Source organism: Pandoraea soli (genome assembly GCF_902459595.1).
GTDB classification, from domain to species: Bacteria; Pseudomonadota; Gammaproteobacteria; order Burkholderiales; family Burkholderiaceae; genus Pandoraea; species Pandoraea cepalis.
In genome coordinates this window covers 335570-352930 of record NZ_CABPSG010000005.1, presented here as the reverse complement: position 1 = coordinate 352930, position 17361 = coordinate 335570, and the positions used below count along the sequence as shown (strand labels likewise).

General features: G+C 65.3%; 18 protein-coding genes. 13 read left to right on the top strand and 5 right to left on the bottom strand.

Features of this window, described 5'->3' with window-relative positions; translation table 11 throughout:
- Positions 1-47: 47 nt before the first annotated feature.
- The 3 genes from PSO31014_RS11990 to gpmA form a co-directional block, all read right to left on the bottom strand.
- Complete coding sequence (locus tag PSO31014_RS11990; protein ID WP_150551811.1) at positions 48-800, bottom strand: HesA/MoeB/ThiF family protein; 753 nt, start codon at positions 798-800, stop codon at positions 48-50.
- 70 nt (positions 801-870) lie between these two features.
- Positions 871-2394, bottom strand: a complete 1524-nt coding sequence (locus PSO31014_RS11985) for a S41 family peptidase (RefSeq protein WP_150551810.1) — start codon at positions 2392-2394, stop codon at positions 871-873.
- Positions 2395-2853: 459 nt separating this feature from the next.
- Positions 2854-3600 (bottom strand): 2,3-diphosphoglycerate-dependent phosphoglycerate mutase, encoded by a 747-nt coding sequence (gene gpmA / locus PSO31014_RS11980; protein ID WP_150551809.1) that lies wholly within the window; start codon positions 3598-3600, stop codon positions 2854-2856.
- Between the two features lie 234 nt (positions 3601-3834).
- On the opposite strand from gpmA, the gene PSO31014_RS11975 reads away from it, so the two are divergent.
- The 5 genes from PSO31014_RS11975 (at position 3835) to PSO31014_RS11955 (ending at position 6861) form a co-directional block, all read left to right on the top strand.
- Positions 3835-4242 carry a rhodanese-like domain-containing protein gene (locus PSO31014_RS11975; protein WP_150551808.1) on the top strand — a complete coding sequence of 136 codons (408 nt, stop codon included), beginning with the start codon at positions 3835-3837 and terminating at the stop codon, positions 4240-4242.
- A 17-nt stretch (positions 4243-4259) separates the two neighbouring features.
- Complete coding sequence (grxC, locus tag PSO31014_RS11970; RefSeq protein WP_017232706.1) at positions 4260-4520, top strand: glutaredoxin 3; 261 nt, start codon at positions 4260-4262, stop codon at positions 4518-4520.
- Positions 4521-4585: 65 nt separating this feature from the next.
- Positions 4586-5092, top strand: coding sequence for a protein-export chaperone SecB (gene secB / locus PSO31014_RS11965; protein ID WP_150551807.1), 507 nt, complete (start codon positions 4586-4588; stop codon positions 5090-5092).
- A gap of 63 nt (positions 5093-5155) precedes the next feature.
- Positions 5156-6175: an NAD(P)H-dependent glycerol-3-phosphate dehydrogenase gene (locus tag PSO31014_RS11960; RefSeq protein WP_150551806.1), complete on the top strand. Its 1020-nt coding sequence runs from the start codon at positions 5156-5158 to the stop codon at positions 6173-6175.
- A gap of 155 nt (positions 6176-6330) precedes the next feature.
- Positions 6331-6861 carry an O-acetyl-ADP-ribose deacetylase gene (locus tag PSO31014_RS11955; RefSeq protein WP_150551805.1) on the top strand — a complete coding sequence of 177 codons (531 nt, stop codon included), beginning with the start codon at positions 6331-6333 and terminating at the stop codon, positions 6859-6861.
- Here PSO31014_RS11955 and trmL read toward each other — a convergent pair.
- Entirely contained in the window at positions 6843-7313 is a 471-nt protein-coding gene (trmL, locus tag PSO31014_RS11950) for a tRNA (uridine(34)/cytosine(34)/5-carboxymethylaminomethyluridine(34)-2'-O)-methyltransferase TrmL (protein WP_150551804.1), read from the bottom strand. The genes PSO31014_RS11955 and trmL overlap by 19 nt on opposite strands.
- A gap of 16 nt (positions 7314-7329) precedes the next feature.
- Positions 7330-7776 (bottom strand): ComF family protein, encoded by a 447-nt coding sequence (locus PSO31014_RS22395; RefSeq protein WP_174976482.1) that lies wholly within the window; start codon positions 7774-7776, stop codon positions 7330-7332.
- Between the two features lie 506 nt (positions 7777-8282).
- Here PSO31014_RS22395 and PSO31014_RS11940 point away from each other — a divergent pair.
- From PSO31014_RS11940 to PSO31014_RS11905, 8 genes are all read left to right on the top strand, one after another.
- Positions 8283-9203 (top strand): methyltransferase domain-containing protein, encoded by a 921-nt coding sequence (locus PSO31014_RS11940; protein WP_150551802.1) that lies wholly within the window; start codon positions 8283-8285, stop codon positions 9201-9203.
- Positions 9204-9403: 200 nt separating this feature from the next.
- Positions 9404-10489 carry a 2,3-diaminopropionate biosynthesis protein SbnA gene (gene sbnA / locus PSO31014_RS11935; protein ID WP_246176597.1) on the top strand — a complete coding sequence of 362 codons (1086 nt, stop codon included), beginning with the start codon at positions 9404-9406 and terminating at the stop codon, positions 10487-10489.
- The gene (gene sbnB, locus PSO31014_RS11930) at positions 10486-11541 is read left to right on the top strand and encodes a 2,3-diaminopropionate biosynthesis protein SbnB (RefSeq protein ID WP_150551801.1); all 1056 of its coding nucleotides are present in this window, start codon (positions 10486-10488) and stop codon (positions 11539-11541) included. Before sbnA ends, sbnB begins: the two co-directional genes overlap by 4 nt.
- Positions 11538-13007 carry an adenylosuccinate synthetase gene (locus PSO31014_RS11925; RefSeq protein ID WP_150551800.1) on the top strand — a complete coding sequence of 490 codons (1470 nt, stop codon included), beginning with the start codon at positions 11538-11540 and terminating at the stop codon, positions 13005-13007. Before sbnB ends, PSO31014_RS11925 begins: the two co-directional genes overlap by 4 nt.
- Positions 13000-13965: a diiron oxygenase gene (locus PSO31014_RS11920; RefSeq protein WP_150551799.1), complete on the top strand. Its 966-nt coding sequence runs from the start codon at positions 13000-13002 to the stop codon at positions 13963-13965. Before PSO31014_RS11925 ends, PSO31014_RS11920 begins: the two co-directional genes overlap by 8 nt.
- Before the next feature lie 121 nt (positions 13966-14086).
- Positions 14087-15133: an ornithine carbamoyltransferase gene (locus tag PSO31014_RS11915; RefSeq protein WP_150551798.1), complete on the top strand. Its 1047-nt coding sequence runs from the start codon at positions 14087-14089 to the stop codon at positions 15131-15133.
- Positions 15134-15279: 146 nt separating this feature from the next.
- Positions 15280-16392 carry a threonine synthase gene (locus PSO31014_RS11910; protein ID WP_150551797.1) on the top strand — a complete coding sequence of 371 codons (1113 nt, stop codon included), beginning with the start codon at positions 15280-15282 and terminating at the stop codon, positions 16390-16392.
- Positions 16389-17345 carry an FAD-dependent oxidoreductase gene (locus tag PSO31014_RS11905; protein WP_174976481.1) on the top strand — a complete coding sequence of 319 codons (957 nt, stop codon included), beginning with the start codon at positions 16389-16391 and terminating at the stop codon, positions 17343-17345. The genes PSO31014_RS11910 and PSO31014_RS11905 overlap by 4 nt, the downstream gene beginning before the upstream one ends.
- Positions 17346-17361: the final 16 nt, after the last annotated feature.

Below are 17361 nucleotides of genomic sequence, written 5' to 3'. Positions count from 1 at the left end.
TGAGTGTTCGGGCGACGTCAGGTCAACGTCGGCCGGACCCTATGCCGTCAGTGGCGCTGGCCGCAGACCTTGCACTCCGGATTGCGGGCGCAGTGCATGGTGTGCCAGCTCATTCTGAGGGCGTCGAGCATCTGTAGGCGGCCAACGAGCGGTTTTCCGATGCCTGTGATGAGCTTGATCGCCTCGGCCGCCTGCATGCTGCCGATAATGCCTACGAGCGGGGCGAGGACCCCCATCGTGGCGCAGGCCTGCTCGGGGAAGGGTTCGTCGGCGGGAAAGATGCATTCGTAGCATGGCGACGCGTCGTCGCGCACGTCGAATACGCTGATTTGCCCGTCGAAGCGCAGGGCCGCGCCGGACACCAGCGGCACCCTCGCCGTGACACAAGCCCGATTGACGGCGTGACGCGTGGCGAAGTTATCCGACCCATCGAGCACCACGGCGGCGCCGCGGGCGAGCGTTGTGAGTTGCGCTTCGTCCACGCGTGCGTTGATGACGTCGACGACCACGCCGGGATTGATCTGCGCGATGCGATCGCGTCCGGAGATCACCTTGGGCCGCCCGACGCTTCCGGTGTCGTGAAGAATCTGGCGCTGCAGGTTGGTGAGATCGACGTCGTCGTCGTCGATCAGCGTGATGCGTCCGACGCCGGAGGCCGCGAGGTAAAGCGCGGCGGGCGAGCCGAGACCGCCGGCGCCCACGATCACGGCGTGGGCCGCGAGCAGGCGCGCCTGACCCTCGATACCGAGTTCATCGAGCAGGATGTGGCGGGAGTAACGCAGCAACTGGTCGTCGTTCATCGCAAAGCGGGGAAGAATAAAAAAACCGTGCCGGCTTTCGCGGGCACGGTTTGTAGTGTAAAGCCGATGCTTACTTCTTGTCCGACGGTTTGGCCGGCGCCGCGGCGGGGCTGGCCGCCTTGGACGCGTCCTTCGGCATCGGGCCGGCATTGGCTTCCAGGCGGGACTTCGTGCGCTGGACCGGCTCGCCCTTGAGCTGGTGAACGGCCTGCTGGAGCATGAAGTCGTCGGGGCTGCCCAGATCCGGCAGGCGTGCTTCTCGCTCCTTCTTGCGCTCTTCCGGCGTCTTCTTGGCGTTCTCTTCCTCGAGGCGGCGCAATTCTTCCAGGCGACGAGCTTCGCGGGCGTCGATGGCCTTCTGCTCGTCCGGCTTCTGCGTGTTGTGCAGATGGTTCTGGTAGTCGATTTCACGCGTGACCAGCACGTCTTCCGGATCGCCCTTCGGATTCTGGTCGACCGGCACGTCCGGCGTGATACCGATGGATTGGATCGAGCGGCCGCTCGGCGTGTAGTAGTAGGCCGTGGTCAGACGCAGCGCCGTGTCCGGCGACAGTTGACGCACGGTCTGCACCGAGCCCTTGCCGAAGGTCGTCTTGCCCATGATCAGCGCGCGCTTCGAATCCTGCAGTGCACCGGACACGATCTCCGAGGCCGACGCCGAGTAGGCGTTCACCAGCACGACCATCGGCACCGTCTTCCAGAAGGCGGCTTCGCCCTTGAGCGGATCGTCCGGGCTCGCCGACAGACGGTAATTGTCGAAGGTGGCCGTGTACTTTTGCTTGGCATCTTCGATCTGGCCGTTGGTCGTCACGACCGTGGCGCCTTCCTTCATGAAGGCTGCCGACACGCCGACGGCCGACTGCAGAATGCCGCCACCGTTGTTGCGCAGGTCGAGCACCAGACCCTTGATCGGTTGATCCTTGGCCAGCTCCTGCAGCTTCTTGGCCAGATCCGGTACCGTGCGTTCCTGGAAGCTCGTGATGCGAACGTAAGCGATGCCCGGCTCGAGCATCTTGCCCTTGATGCTTTGGACGCGAATCTCCGCACGCACGATGGACACCGGGAAGGTGCGCTCGTCCGACTTGCGGTAGATGGTCAGCGTGACCTTGCTGCCGGGTGCGCCACGCATGCGTTTGACCGCCTGATCGAGGGTCATGCCGCGCACGGGTTTGTCGTCGATGCGGGTGATGAGGTCGCCGGGCTTCAGGCCAGCCTTGAAGGCCGGGCTGTCTTCGATCGGCGAGATGACCTTCACGAGGCCGTCTTCCTGAGAGATCTCGATGCCAAGACCGGCGAAGCGGCCACGCGTCTGTTCCTGCAGCTCCTTGTATTCGTCCTTGTCGAGATAGGACGAATGCGGATCGAGGCTGGACACCATGCCCTTGATGGCTGCGGTCAGCAGCTTCTTGTCGTCGACCGGCTGCACGTACTCGCGCTTGATTTGACCGAACACTTCGGCCAGCAGCCGGAGCTGTTCGAGCGGCAACGGCGTGGTAGCGGTTTGTGCGGAAGCCTGCGAGAACGCGAGGGTGGCAGCCGCACCGGTTGCGAGGCCCAGCACGATCAGGCCGATGTGTTTGAGGGTTTGGCGCATATAGGCGTGGAAATTCCGGATTTTTCGGGGCGCCCGCCAAGGGGCGCGCGCACTTTGGCGAAGTATAACCGTTTGCCCGCAGGGCGGGCATTGCCCATTCGACAGGGAGTTTTCCGGAGTGGTTCTACGAAAAGTTCCGGTTGACGCGACTTTATGGGCGATGTTTCCAGGGCGCGGCTCGATAACGCTGGGCTTTCGCCGACGGAACGTGCATTGGCAAGCGTTTGGCCTCCGGGGGCGGGGATGCCCGAAGGCGGCGGAAATCGTGTTACGGCGCGTTACTGCAGGGAGCCGTGGAGGGGAGGCGGCATGCCGGGGACGTGCGAGAGAGGTGCGGTGGAAAGGCGGGGCGTCGCGAGGCGCCAGAACGGGGGGCAGAGGGGGGCAGAGGGGGGGCGAGCGCGCCGCAAGGGGGTGGCGCGCTCGGTTTCAGCGATTGACGCAGGCGAGGGGCGACGATTACTTCGACTTGCCTTGCGAGGCTACGGCGGCCAACGCGCCGGCGATCTTCTCCGCATCGCCCAGGTAGTAATGCCGGATCGGCTGGAGGTCGGCGTCCAGTTCGTACACGAGCGGCGTGCCGTTCGGGATGTTCAGGCCGGCGATATCGTTGTCCGAAATATTGTCGAGATGCTTGATGAGCGCGCGCAGCGAATTGCCATGCGCGGCGACGAGCACCTGCTTGCCGGCCCGCACGGCCGGGGCGATCGACTCGTTCCACAACGGCAGCACCCGCGCCACGGTGTCCTTCAGGCATTCGGTGAGCGGAATCTCGTCGCGCTTGAGCTTGGCGTAACGCGGGTCGCCGTACGAACTGCGCTCATCATCCGCGGCCAGCGGCGGCGGTGGCGTGTCGTAGCTGCGGCGCCAGACGTGGACCTGATCGTCGCCGTACTTGGCGGCGGTCTCGGCCTTGTTCAGGCCGGCGAGCGCACCGTAGTGACGCTCGTTCAGGCGCCAGCTATGGACGACGGGAATCCACATCTGGTCCATCGCGTCTTGCACATGCCAGAGCGTGCGGATAGCACGCTTGAGGACCGACGTGTAGGCGAGATCGAACGTGTAGCCAGCGTCAGAGAGCAATTTGCCGGCCTGAACGGCTTCGGCGGCGCCCTTCTCGGTCAGGTCGACGTCGACCCAGCCGGTGAAGCGATTTTCCTTGTTCCACGTCGATTCGCCGTGGCGGATGAGAACGAGCTTGTACATGAGAAAACGTCAGTCAGAGTTGGAAAGCGGGGGCAGCCGACGAGCGCATTGCTACTCGCCGCGCCTTGCGCAGCAAGGCCCGGCAAGGGGATTTGCGGCAGCAATTCAGAGACGTTCGGGGGCGCGGCGAAGGGGCCGCCGACGTCCGGCGCAGCGATTGGCAACGCAACCCGTCGGCGCAATCACGGATTATTTTATAATGATCGGATTCTTTTGATATTTTTCAGGTGGTTTGTGACGTTCTTTACTGATTACACCAACCTCGCGCTGATCGCCATTGCCCTCGTTTCCGGGGGCATGCTGGCATGGCCCGTATTCAAGCGCGGCGGCCGCGGTCTGTCGACCGTGGAAGCGACCCAGCTCATCAACCGTAAAGGCGCCGTGGTGCTCGATGTGCGTTCTGGCGAGGAGTTCGCCGCAGGCCACTTGCCCTCCGCGCGCAACGTGCCGCTCGACGACGTCGAACAAAAGGTCGGGCAGGTCATCAAGAACAAGGCCGCACCGGTCCTGATCGTGTGCAAGAACGGGCAGGGCGCCGCGCGCGTCCAGACGTTGTTGCGCGGTCTTGGCTACGCCGAGGCGTTCAGCCTCCAGGGCGGCATTGCCACCTGGCAGGAAGCCGGCCTGCCGGTCGTGAAGTAATCGAGGAATCGCCAGTCATGCCGAAGATCGTGATGTACAGCACGCAAGTGTGCCCGTATTGCCAAATGGCGGAGCGGCTGCTGCGTCAGCGTGGCGTTCAGGAGATCGAGAAGGTTCTGATCGACAAGGAACCCGCCCGCCGCGAGGAAATGATGACGCGCACAGGGCGTCGCACCGTGCCGCAGATCTACATCGACGAGCGCCACATCGGCGGTTACGACGATCTGTCGGCACTCGACCGTGCCGGCGGCCTCGTGCCGCTCTTGCAAGCCGCCTGATACCGCCCGCAAAATAGTGCGTCCAGCCGCGTGTCTGCGCGGCTGTCTTATCCCAAGGAAACAAAATGTCCGACCAGAATCAGCCGTTTTTCAGCATCCAGCGCGCTTACTTGAAAGATCTGTCGCTCGAACAGCCGAATTCGCCCGCGATCTTCCTCGAGCAGGAGATGCCGACCGTGGAAGTGCAACTGGACGTCGCCGCCGAACGCCTGGCCGAGGAAATCTTCGAAGTCGCCGTGATTGCCACCGTGACGGCCAAGATCAAGGACAAGGTCGCGTTTCTGGTCGAAGGTAAGCAAGCCGGTATCTTCGAGATTCGCAACGTGCCGGTCGAACAGCTCGACCCCCTGATCGGCATTGCTTGCCCGACGATCGTCTACCCGTACTTGCGCGCCAACGTGGCCGATGCCATCAGCCGCGCCGGTTTCCAGCCGATCCATCTGGCCGAAGTGAACTTCCAGGCACTGTACGAGCAGCGTCTGGCACAACTGGCCGAGCAACAAGCGGCCAACGGCGAAGCGCCGGCCTCGGGCATCTTGATGCCCGACGGCTCGGCCGCCCAGACCCACTAAGCGCTTGCGCTTTATCGACGCGATGGCCGGCACGGCGTTAGCCTTCGCGTCGAGGCCTCTCTCATGAAGATTGCCGTATTCGGTGCAGGTGCCTGGGGCACCGCGATGGCGAGTCACATGGCGGCACGCCATGAGGTTGTCCTTTGGGCGCGCGATGCGGCGCTCGTGAAGCAACTGAGCGCCTCGCACGAAAATTCCCTCTACCTCCCTGGCTCGCCGCTGTCGCCTCGTCTGCGATGCGACGCCGACTTTGCAACGGCGCTCATGCATGGTACGGGTGAACACGCCTTGTGCGTCGCCGCTGTGCCCGTGGCCGGCCTGCGAGCACTGGCCGGCCATATGGCGCTTGCGGCCGATGCGCCGCACAACCTGATCTGGCTGTGCAAGGGCTTCGAGTCCGATACCGGACTGCTGCCGCACCAGATCGTTGCCGAGGTTTTTCCCACGGTGGCGGGCGGCGCGCTCTCCGGGCCGAGTTTCGCCCGCGAAGTCGCCCAGGGACTGCCGGCGGCGCTGACCATTGCGAGCGCGGTACCGTCGCTGTGCGAACTGACGATCGCCGCATGTCACTTCGGCGCGCTGCGCATCTATTCGAGTGACGACGTGGTCGGCGTCGAGGTCGGCGGCGCCGTGAAGAACGTGCTCGCCATCGCCACGGGTGTCAGTGACGGACTCGGTCTGGGACTCAATGCCCGCGCGGCGCTCGTCACGCGGGGTCTGGCCGAAATGACCCGCCTGGGCGTTGCGCTGGGCGGCAAGCCCGAGACGTTCATGGGGCTGGCCGGCATGGGTGATCTGATCCTGACGGCGACGGGCGATCTGTCGCGCAATCGTACCGTCGGTCTGCAACTGGCGTCGGGCAAGTCGCTCGACGACGTGCTGGCATCGTTGGGGCACGTCGCGGAAGGCGTACGATGTGCACGAGCGGTGCGCGATCTGGCCCGCGCGCACGGTGTTGAAATGCCAATTACCGACGCGGTATGCGCTACGCTGTTCGAGGGGCTACCCGCCCGTGCGGCGGTGGAATCCCTGCTGCGGCGCGATGCCCGCGCGGAACGCGAGGACGACACCCCTGCGGGCTGAGGCGTCGCCCTGACGCATCACTGGCAAGTTGCGACGGTTGTCCGGTCTTGCCCGGCGCGGCATGACCGGCCTGCGATGTTTCGCGGGAGGGTCGGCGCGCCGTTTCCCCGATGGCGGAATCCCGTCGTCGGCACTCGCACAAGGGAGTCGAACCCATGTCGCCAGTTGCCCATCTCCACACCTCCGAAGGCGATATCACGCAATCGTCGGTCGATGCCATTGTGAATGCCGCGAACGAATCGCTGCTCGGTGGCGGCAGTGTCGACGGGGCGATCCATCGTGCCGCCGGACCGGAATTGCTGGACGCCTGTCGCAAACTGCAGGGTTGCGCGACGGGGCAGGCCAAGCTCACGCCGGGATTTCGACTCAAGGCGAAATACGTGATTCATACGGTGGGGCCGGTCTGGCACGGGGGCGCGAACGACGAGCCTGCGCTGCTCGCGAGTTGCTATCGCGAGAGCCTGCGTCTGGCGGCGGCGCACGGCTGTCGCAGCGTGGCGTTTCCGGCCATCAGTTGCGGCATCTACGGTTATCCGCCCGAGCTGGCGGTGCCGTTGGCGGTCTTCGCCGTGCGCGATGCGCTGCCGCATTTCCCGAGCATCGAGCACGTCGAGTTTGTTTGTTTCGACGGTGCGATGCTGGCGCGCTACCGCGCTGAACTGGCGAGTCAGGACCCGCCGGCGTAATCCTGTTGACGCCACGCCTCGAAGACCACGACGGCAACCGTATTCGAAAGATTGAGGCTGCGATTGCCGGGGCGCATCGGCAGACGCACGCGCTGCGTCGTGGCGAAGGTATCGAGCAGTTCCGGGGCGAGGCCACGGGTTTCCGAGCCGAACACGAACCAGTCCCCTTCGGCGAACGACAGCTCGCCAAAGGGACGCGAACCGCGCGTCGTCAACGCGAACATGCGCGTAGGATCCGGCGCTTCCGCGCTCAGAAACGCGGCCCAATCCCGGTGGACCTTCATCTCGGCATACTCGTGATAGTCGAGCCCGGCGCGGCGCATACGCGCGTCGTCGAGTGGAAAACCGAGCGGTTCGATCAGGTGCAGGCGCGCGCCCGTATTGGCACACAGGCGAATGACATTGCCGGTGTTCGGCGGAATTTCGGGGCTGACGAGTACGACGTTGAACATGGGCGTTGGGACAGAGTTATGGGGTGGGCGGCGTGCGCAATGCGACAGCCACAAGCACATGCGTTGCGCCGGCGCGTTTGAGGGCGGAGGCCGCGGCGTCGCAGGTCGCGCCCGTCGTCATCACGTCGTCGATCAGCACAATCCGACGCCCACGGGCACGGTCGCTCGCCACGAAGGCGCCGCGCAAGTTGCGTCGGCGTTCATCGCGTGACAGGCGTCGCTGCGCGGTGGTCGCTCGCTCACGGTGCAGCACGTGGGCGCTGGCGGGCAGATGCGCCCGTCGCGACGCGACACGCGCGAGTTCCCACGCCTGGTTGAAACCTCGCGTCGCGAGTCGCGAGGGCGCCAGCGGAACGGGCACCAGCAGCGCAGCGTCGTCTCGGCACTCCGAGAGGGCGTCGCCGAGGCGTTCGCCGAACTCGCGCGCGAACGGCAGGGCGCCATGGTATTTCAGACGAATCATGAGCGTATCGAGCGGTGCCACGTAGTCTGCGAGTGTCAGCGTCGTGTCGAAGGCGGGTCGCAACCGCAGACATTGTCCGCACGTGAGCGGGGGGATGGTGCGGCAAATTGTCGCACCATCGGCGCCCTGTGGGACGATTCCGTCCGCGAGCGTTGGCGGCCATGGCAATGCGACCGCACATTGACGACAGCGCAGCGGCGCATCAGGCCGGTTGGCGTCGAAGACGTGCGCGCAGTCGGCGCAGATCTGCCGCGCTGCGCGCCGGTGGCAGAGCGCGCAGTGATCGGGCAACGCCATGCGCAGCCACCCGCCAGCGAGCTTGGCGAGCGTTGGCAAGATGGCATGGAGGAAGGGCGAGGCCATAGCGGCGATGAGGTGGCGTGGAGGGCGGCGCGGTCGACGTCGTCGATGCGCTGCATGGGGCGGCGTGCGCCGGGCCGCATGGCGGTGGCCGATGCATTCGCACAGCAACGAGTATACTGCCGACTCGCCTTTTCGCCCGTCCCATGAAGCCTTCCGCCGCTCCCCCGACCCCGTCCTCTGCGTTCTCCGCTCGCTTTTTGCGCACTGCGTTCGACCGCCGCGCGCCGAACTGGCCGCAGGCCGACTTCCTGATGCGGGAGGTGGCATCGCGGCTCGCGAGCCGACTCGATTACATCAAGCTGAAGCCGACGCGCTTACTCGATGCCGGATGCGGCACGGGCGGCGATTTGCTGAGCTTCGGCGAGCGTTACCCCGAGGCGTATCGCGTGGGGCTCGATGCGTCGCTCGCGATGATCAAGGCCGCCGCGGCGGCAGGGGCAGCAACCGGCTGGCGCCGTCTGCTGCGCAGTGCGCTGCCCTATGGCGTCGTGCAGGCCGATTTCTCCGCGCTGCCGTTCGCGCCGCGCACGTTCGATCTCGTCTGGTCGAACCTCGCGCTTCATTGGTATCGCGAGCCGCATCGCGTCATTCCCGAGTGGCATCGCGTGCTTGGCAATGACGGTTTGCTGATGTTTTCGGCTTATGGCCCCGACACCTTGCGGGAGTTGCGGGCGGCGTGGGCGGAAGTCGATGACGTGCCACATGCCCTCGAGCCGACGGACATGCACGACTTGGGCGACATGATGGTGGCGAGTGGATTCGATACCCCCGTCACGGACATGGAGCGCCTCACGCTCACGTTCGAAACGCCTGACACGCTGCTGCGCGACGTACGCTTGCTCGGCGTGAATCCGCGACCCGAGCGTCGTCGGGGACTCACCGGGCGGGCGCGTCTTGCGGCTTTGCGTGCGGCGCTGGAACGCCAGCGTGGTGCGGACGGCACGATTGCACTGACGTTCGAACTCGTCTACGGACACGCCTGGAAAATTCCCGAGAAGACCGATGCGGCCGGCAACGCCGTCGTTCGCCTTCAGGACATCGGGCGCGGCGGCCGACCTCGCTGAATTTCGTGGGCCCGGCACCTCCCGCCGGCGCCCTGACTATCTCACCGCATCCTGCGTCCTACACGACCTTGCAGGTGTTCTGTGCACGTCCGATTCGCTTAAATGACGCTTCACGGCGTGCATGAGCACCGGGCCTTGCGGATTGCCTTCGCTGCGCCACGCCATCGAATCGCCTTCGCGCGAGACATTGGGAGGTCGGGGTGGGGAACCAGCACGAAACGTGGGTGGCATCGCGGCAGCTCGAACCTGCGCAAAGCGAAACAACGCGTGAAAGCCAGGGGCTGCGCGTGGATGGCGCCTTTCTGCGACCCACTTCCCCCGTTTTCACGGCGATTGACGGCCTGTGTCGCGCCACGGTTCACCTCAAGCTCGAAGGTCTGAACCCGGCGGGCTCCATCAAGCTGAAGCCTGCGCTTCAACTCATCGAGGATCTGGAGGCGGCGGGCCGCCTCGACGTGAATACGCGGATCGTCGAATCGTCCTCGGGAAATCTCGGGATGGCGCTGGCGATGGTGTGCGCAAATCGCGGCTACCCGTTCACTTGCGTCACGGATCCCAACACGTCGCGTCATGCGATCCGTGCCATGCAGGCGGCGGGCGCGCATGTCGTGCGCGTTGAACGTCGCGATGCACAGGGGGGCTATCTCGCCACGCGCATCGCATGGATCCGCGAGCAAGTGGCGCGTGACCCGCGTTGGGTGTGGGTCAACCAGTACGCCAACCCGGGCAACTGGCAGGCGCACTATCGATGGACGGCGCCGGAAATCTTCGCGGCCTATCGCAACGTCGATCATTTGTTCGTCGGCGCGGGCACCACGGGCACATTGATGGGTTGCCTGCGTTACGTGCGCGCTCATCGGCTGCCGACCCGTGTCATTGCGGTCGATGCCGTCGGGTCGGTGACGTTTGGCGGCCCGCCGGGGCCTCGCCGCATTCCCGGGCTGGGCATGAGTTGCCGCCCGGCATTATTTGAAGCGCCGCATGCCGAGCCGCCGGACGCCATCGTCTACGTTGACGAGGCCGAAACCCTTCGCATGTGCCACACGCTGGCCGCGCGCGGTTTGCTCGCGGGCGGGTCCACGGGCAGCGTGTTGCGTGCCGTGCAGATGTCGTCGGGCGAGATCGCCGCCAACGACACGGTCGTTGCCGTCGCGCCCGACATGGGCGACAAGTATCTCGACACCCTCTACGACCCCGATTGGGCCGCCAACTGTATCGATGGCCGCCCGAGTTCGCCATGCGGACCGTCTCCTCTCGTCGATACCGTCGATCCTTCATTGCCATGAACGCACTACCGCTACCGCAATTTCGCGTGTTCACCGGAGAGCAGGTCAGTTCGACTCTCGGGACGGGGAAGGCTGCCGTTCTCGAAACGGTCGAAGCGGCGTATCGCGCGCATCACGCCGGGCGCACCGTCAATCCGGAGAGTCAGTTTCTCCGCTTTCCCGACGCGCAACGCAATCGCATCATCGCGTTGCCTGCGCACCTTCGCGATGACGATGGCGAGGCGGTGACCGGGATCAAGTGGATATCGAGCTTTCCAGAGAACATCGAACGTGGCATGCCGCGCGCCTCGGCCGTCCTCATCCTGAACGACGGGGCGACGGGTTATCCGATGGCATGCATGGAAGCGAGCGTCATCAGCGCGGCACGCACAGCGGCGAGCGCGATCAGCGCGCTGCGGTGTCTCGCCCGCGACGCGCTCGCCACGAAGGCGACGGGCAATACCTCAGCGCGAAGCCTGCGCGTGGCGTTTGTTGGCGCCGGCGTGATCGCACGCCACGTGGCCGAGTGTCTGCCGCTCGCCGCACTGCCAATCGGTGACGTGACAGTGCACGACCTGAACCCGGACTACGCCACGGCACTTGCCACCCGCATCGGTATGCGCCTCGGCTACGACGCGCGTACCGAAGCTTCGCTCGAGCGCACCGTTCGTACGTCGGACGTGATCGTGTTCACCACGACGGCGTCCTCGCCCTATGTGGACGACCCGGATTGGTTTTCTCACTGCCCCGTCGTGCTGCACCTCTCGCTTCGCGACCTTGCGCCAGCCGTTGTTCTTGCCTCCCACAACGTCGTCGACGACATCGATCATTGTCTGCGGGCGATGACCTCGCTTCACCTCGCTGAAGTCGAGACCGGTCATCGGCGCTTCGTCACGACGTCGCTGCCGCATTTGCTCTGTGGCGGACAGGCCCCGATGCGTGATCGACCGATTGTGTTTTCGCCGTTCGGTCTTGGCATCCTGGACATTGCCGTCGGGCGTTGGGTCTATGAACAGTTGGCTGCGCAGCAGGCGCCCGTCCCCCATTTTTTCCACGATATGCAACGCGCATGACCTCCGTTAACTGTAGTTCCTCCTTTCCCGCCGCTCACCTCGCTTCGCCCCTCGCCGAAGGCTTCGCCGACGTCCTCGTCGGTCTGCAATATGGCGACGAAGGCAAAGCGAAGATCATCGACGCCCTCGCCGCGGGGTACGACGTGATCGCCCGATTCAATGGCGGCGCCAACGCCGGCCACACCATCGACACCCCTCTCGGCCGCATCGCGCTCAAGCAACTGCCGTCAGGCGTGTTTCATCCTCACGCCACGCTGTACATCGGGTCCGGATGCGCCCTCAACCCGTGGAAGCTGGCCGACGAGATCGAACAACTCCGCGAGATGGGCATCTCGCTCGAGGGCCGGCTACGCATCAGTGCGCGGGCCGCGCTCGTGCAGCCCCACCACATTGCGCTGGATCGACGCGGCGGCGGCACGATCGGTACCACGGGTAACGGCATCGGGCCGTGCTACGCCGATCGCGCCTTGCGTGTGCGCAACGACAAACGCGTCAATCTGATGCTCGGCGATCTGCTAAATGGCGAGGCAGACACCGTGGCTTCGATGCGCGATGTCTTCACGCGCATGATCAACGCGGAAGGGGGAACGTCGCCGTGGGTCGCCGAAATGTCGGATCTGTTGTTGAGCCTGCCGAAAGTCGCCGACACCTTGCGCGCCTACATCGAACCCGATCGAGGATGGCTCGCGAATCGCGTAAAGCAAGGCGCCAGGGTGTTGTTCGAGGGGGCGCAGTCGGTGTTGCTCGATGTCGTCGACGGCTGTCAGCCGTACGTCACGTCGAGCCACACGGTGCCGGCATATGCGTACGTGGGGGGCGATCTGTCGCCGAAGTACCACCGTCGGACCATCGGCGTGGCGAAGGCCATCATGTCGCGCGTGGGGCGTGGCCCGTTTCCGTCGGAACTGGGGGGCGAGCGCTCGGCGCAATATTGCGACGGGGCGTCCCAGTCTCACATCGGCGTGACCGACGAGCAGGTGCGCTTTTCGCCGGAAGCGCTACTGCGCTCGACCGATCCGTTCGACGTTGGCACCGCACTTCGCATGCTCACCGGCGAGTACGGCACGGGGACCGGTCGCCCGCGTCGCATCGGCATGCTCGACCTCGCGCAGTTGCGAGAGGTCGTCAAGGCCCACGCGGTCGACTGCGTCTACCTCAACAAGGTTGACTGCCTGGCCCACTACTTCCATTCGACTTATCAGGGCGTGCCGATGCGTGTACATCGCGACGTGCTGTCCAGCGACGTCATGCCCGACGTGCAGATCTATCCCGGACTGTCCGAGCATTCACTCACACTCGGACGCGAAGGCAAGCTCGATGCCGCCATGCATGGCTTCGTCGATTTCGTCGAGCGGCAAATCGGCGCGCCGCTGGCCGGCATCGGACTGGGGCCGGAACGGGCCAGCCTGGTAACGCTGAGCGCGCATCAACCGGCGCTTGTCGTCGCGGCGTCCCCGCATGTCTGATCGGCATGCGGGGAGCAGCGTTGAAACGTGCATGCCCGGCGATGGCGGGTCGGTTGAGCACGGGCAGCGGCCGTGGCGAGACGTCGCCGCCGTGACCCGTGGGGGCGGGGAGGCACCGTTCCCGCCGCTGCGGCCCGAACACCTGTTCTTCAACCTGTCGCTCATGCCGTATGCCACGCATCCGCTGGTCTGTGAACGCGGTCAGGCGGCTCGGCAGCAGTTGAGTGCGCGCCGTCTGGCCGATTACCTGAACAAGACGGAACGTGTCGAATTACATATCGTGAATCGCGCCATCGAGCAGATGCTCGACATTCCTGGCATCGCGTCGGTCAGCCGTGACGATCTGCTCGCCATCTACACGGACGAGGGATTTCACACGTGGATGATGGAGCGATTCCGCAGACATCTGTTGAAACAGGCGGGGTATGCGCTGGCGCGAACGCCATCGTTGAGTGTCGTGCGCGTGCTGGCGTTGTGTGAAGCGGTGCCCGAAACACATCGCGAGATGGCCATCGTCGCAGCGGCAACGGTGACCGAGACGTTGATCACCGGCACGCTGCGACAGGCGGGGGCCGGTGACAATATCTACCCGCCCGTATGCGCAATGCTGAGCGAACATGGCGCGGACGAGCGGCGTCATCAAGCGGCGTTTATCCGCTTTGCCAGCGAGTGGATTCCGTCGTTGTCGCCTGCGGAGCGCGCGTTTCTCGACACGTTGCTTCCAGAGCTGATGGTGGCGTTTCTTGCGCCTGAATTGCCGGTGTGGCGAGCGCATCTGTGCGCCGTCGGGCTGGATGCCGCGGAAGCCGATCTTGTGATCCACGAGAGCATCGACCCGCTCGAAGTGGGCGTGCACATGATGGAAGCCGCGCTGGTGCCACGGCGCTTGTTTGAGCGATTGGGCATGGCCTGTGCCGAACGCTTCGCGCAACAAGCGAGTCGCTGGCGGCCGCCTTGAGCGTCGGGCCATCGAGCGGCTGACGTTGCGACGCGCGCGATCGCGCGACCGATCCGATTCAACCTGGCGGGCAACGTCGTGCTGTCCCCGCCCTTCGCCGATACGCAATCAGGAGAGATCTATGAATTGCCACTGGCTAGCCCCCGATCTGACCATGAGTGCGGCGGAGTATCGCGCACTCCTCGAGGCGGCGCTCGCTTTCAAGCGCCGCTATCCGCAGCACACTGACTCTGCGCTACGGGGTCGAACGATCTACTTTTTGTTCTACAACGCGTCGTTACGCACTCGCAGCAGCTTCCAGACGGGTCTGTCGCGAATGGGTGGCCATGCCATCGTGCTCGATCCGCTGAACGGGATCTATACGCCCGCGCTACCCGAGGCGGAGATTCCGTACTCGACGGAGCGGGTGGCCGACGTGGCGCGCGTGCTCTCATCCTATGGCGACGCGATTGCCATTCGCATGTATGGCGCGCCGGCCGGGTGGGTGTACGGTGCGGCGCATCGTCATCTCGAAGCTTTCTCTCAGGCAAGTCGGGTGCCCGTCATCAACATGGAGTGCGACCGCTTTCATCCGTGTCAGGCGCTTGCCGATGTGATGACGATGCGTGAGCAATTGGGCGGGCTGGCCGGCCGGCGGCTGTGCATCAGTTGGGCGTATTCCGGTAGCTGGCACAAGCCAGTGGCCGTGCCGCAGAGTCTGTTGCTCGCCGCAGTGAAATCCGGGATGGACGTGACGCTTGCGCATCCGGCGTCGTTCGGCCTCGATCCGCAGGTGATGGCCGCGGCCACGCGGTTCGCCGAGCAGACCGGTGCGCGTCTGCGCGTGACCCACGATCTGCGCGACGGCGTGACCGATACGCACGCCGTTTACGCCAAATCGTGGTGCAGTCTCGCGCATCTTCCCCAACGTCACGGCGATCCCGTCGACGAGGCAGCCATGCACGATGTCTTCGAGCGGCACCGCGACTGGTGCGTCGACGCCGACGTGATGCGACGCGCAGCGCCCGACGCCGGGTACCTGCATTGCCTTCCCGCTGACCGCGGGCAGGAGGTGACGGACGACGTGGTCGATGGCCCCTCGTCGTGGGTCTTCCATCAGGCCGGGAATCGGCTTCATGCGCAGAATGCCGTGATGGCTCACCTGCTGAATCCGGGGTGCCTCGCGTGACGCCGCCGTTTTCGTATCACTACGTGTGTGTGAGGTGTGCAACGCCGCAGTCGTGGGGCGCGATCCGTTATCGCTGCCCCGTGTGCGGACAGAATCTTCGCATTCAACGGCGGGCGGACGCGGATTCGCCATGCGCCGCGGACATCGTGAGTACGTTTCAGGGACGAGGAATGTGGCGATATGGCGCACTCCTTCCGGTTGAAGCTCACTGGGCGAGCCGGTTGGTCGTGGGCGCCACGCCGTTGGTCGATTGCGGCGACGACGGCGGCGTCCGTCTCTGGGTGAAGGATGAGGCGCGGAACCCAAGCGGATCGCTCAAGGACCGCGCCACCGACGTGGTGCTGGCGGTCGCCAAACGCGCCGGGTGCCAGCACGCGGTGACCGCATCGACCGGCAATGCCGGTGCGTCTCTGGCGTGCCTCGCGGCGTCGCAGGGAATGTCGGCCACCGTGGTCGTGCCGGCGAGCACACCCTCCGTCAAGCTGGCGCAGATTCGCGCGTATGGAGCGAAGGTCTGCGAGGTCGAGGGCAGCTACGACGACGCCTTCGACATCGCCGAGCGCATGGCCGACGACGCCAGTGTGTGCTGCCGCAATACCGGCATCAACCCCTTCACGCGCGAAGGGAAGAAGACGTGCGCGTTCGAAATGGCGGAAGCGCTCGATTGGCGTGTGCCCGATTGGGTCATCGTGCCGACGGGGGACGGCAACATTCTGTCGGGCATCGCGGCGGGGTTTCTCGATCTCTATACACTCGGCATCACCTCCGCCGTGCCGCGACTGCTCGCGGCGCAGGCCGACAGCGCAAACAGCGTCACACGCGATTGGCGCGCCTGTGACGATGCCATGGCCTTGCCTGAGTCGCCCACGCAGGTCAGCCCGGACACCGTGGCCGACAGTCTGGCGGTCGGTCGTCCACGCGATCATTTCGCGGCGCTGCATGCCTTGCGCGCCACGCGCGGCGTGTGTGTCGCCCTCAGTGATGCTCGGATAATGGCGGCGGCGCGCGATCTCGCGCAGCGCTTCGGCCTGTGGTTCGAACCGTCGACGGCCGCCGGCTACGCCGCATTGGGCGAGTGTCTCGCGACGGGGCGTATCCCGCCCCGGTCGCATGTGGTGCTGCTCGGGACGGGGAGCGGCCTGAAATCCCCGCAGTGTTTTGACGCTGTGACGCCCGGCCATCTGCAGGACTATGTCGATGCCGCGCGGCGCCGCATGCCTGACGACCCAGGATACGTGCAATCGGAGGCGCAGCCGTGATCCGCCCGCGCATCATTGTGCTCGGTGCCGGTGTCAGCGGCCTGACGACGGCCGCGACGATGGCGCTCGCCGGGTGCGACGTCGTTATTTACGCGGCGGAGGGGCCGGCGCAGACGACGTCGGCGCTCGCGGCGGCCATCTGGCATCCGTTCTATCAGGCGCCCGACTTCGTCTATCTCGAACGCGCCCGGCAAACCTACGCGACGATGCGTCGACTGTCCGCCGACGCGGCGTCCGGCGTACGGATGCGCGTGCTCACCGAATATTTTCAACGCGATGCCGGGGCGCCGTGGTGGACAGAATGCGCCAGCGACGTTGAGCGTCTGGCACCGGCGGAGGTGCCGTCGCGCTTCGCCTGCGCTTACCGCATGAACGTGCCCGTGGCCGACGCAGCGGTCTATCTTCGCTACCTGATGACGCTGTTCCTCGACCTCGGCGGCCGGTATGTGGCGCAGCGCGTCGGCGACCCTGCGTCGTTGCTCGGCGACGCCGAGCACGTCGTGAATTGCTGCGGTTATGGAAGCCGGCCGTTTGGCGACAGCGATTTATCGTTGTCGCGCGCCATTGTGCTTCGGGCAGAACGCGACGCCGCCGTGAGCGGCTGCTATATCGACGATTCGGATCCGCAGGCGCCGACATACGTGATCGAACGGAACGAAGACGTCGTACTGGGCGGCACCGCCGATCCCGACCTGACGTCGACCGTGATCGACGAGCGGCAGGTCGAGGACATCGTAAGCCGATGCACCCGGCTGTGTGAGGGCGTAGCCGCGCTGCGTGTCGTCGAAGTCCGCCTCGGATTTCGGCCGATGCGACGGGTGTCGCGCGTGGCGTGCGACGCGCACCACCCGCGTCTGCTTCACAACTACGGCCACGGGGGCGGGGGCTTCACGTTGTCGTGGGGATGCGCCAATGAGGTGCTTCGGCTGACGGGCGTGGCATCGCACAACTAGCCCCCGCCTTCGGATA

What these genes read in the sequence shown, in the direction of transcription:
- PSO31014_RS11990 (WP_150551811.1), bottom strand. Translation starts at nt 800, where the DNA reads ATGAACGACGACCAGTTGCTGCGTTACTCCCGCCACATCCTGCTCGAT.
- PSO31014_RS11985 (WP_150551810.1), bottom strand. Translation starts at nt 2,394, where the DNA reads ATGCGCCAAACCCTCAAACACATCGGCCTGATCGTGCTGGGCCTCGCA.
- gpmA (WP_150551809.1), bottom strand. Translation starts at nt 3,600, where the DNA reads ATGTACAAGCTCGTTCTCATCCGCCACGGCGAATCGACGTGGAACAAG.
- grxC (WP_017232706.1), top strand. Translation starts at nt 4,260, where the DNA reads ATGCCGAAGATCGTGATGTACAGCACGCAAGTGTGCCCGTATTGCCAA.
- secB (WP_150551807.1), top strand. Translation starts at nt 4,586, where the DNA reads ATGTCCGACCAGAATCAGCCGTTTTTCAGCATCCAGCGCGCTTACTTG.
- PSO31014_RS11960 (WP_150551806.1), top strand. Translation starts at nt 5,156, where the DNA reads ATGAAGATTGCCGTATTCGGTGCAGGTGCCTGGGGCACCGCGATGGCG.
- PSO31014_RS11955 (WP_150551805.1), top strand. Translation starts at nt 6,331, where the DNA reads ATGTCGCCAGTTGCCCATCTCCACACCTCCGAAGGCGATATCACGCAA.
- trmL (WP_150551804.1), bottom strand. Translation starts at nt 7,313, where the DNA reads ATGTTCAACGTCGTACTCGTCAGCCCCGAAATTCCGCCGAACACCGGC.
- PSO31014_RS22395 (WP_174976482.1), bottom strand. Translation starts at nt 7,776, where the DNA reads ATGATTCGTCTGAAATACCATGGCGCCCTGCCGTTCGCGCGCGAGTTC.
- PSO31014_RS11940 (WP_150551802.1), top strand. Translation starts at nt 8,283, where the DNA reads ATGAAGCCTTCCGCCGCTCCCCCGACCCCGTCCTCTGCGTTCTCCGCT.
- sbnB (WP_150551801.1), top strand. Translation starts at nt 10,486, where the DNA reads ATGAACGCACTACCGCTACCGCAATTTCGCGTGTTCACCGGAGAGCAG.
- PSO31014_RS11925 (WP_150551800.1), top strand. Translation starts at nt 11,538, where the DNA reads ATGACCTCCGTTAACTGTAGTTCCTCCTTTCCCGCCGCTCACCTCGCT.
- PSO31014_RS11920 (WP_150551799.1), top strand. Translation starts at nt 13,000, where the DNA reads ATGTCTGATCGGCATGCGGGGAGCAGCGTTGAAACGTGCATGCCCGGC.
- PSO31014_RS11915 (WP_150551798.1), top strand. Translation starts at nt 14,087, where the DNA reads ATGAATTGCCACTGGCTAGCCCCCGATCTGACCATGAGTGCGGCGGAG.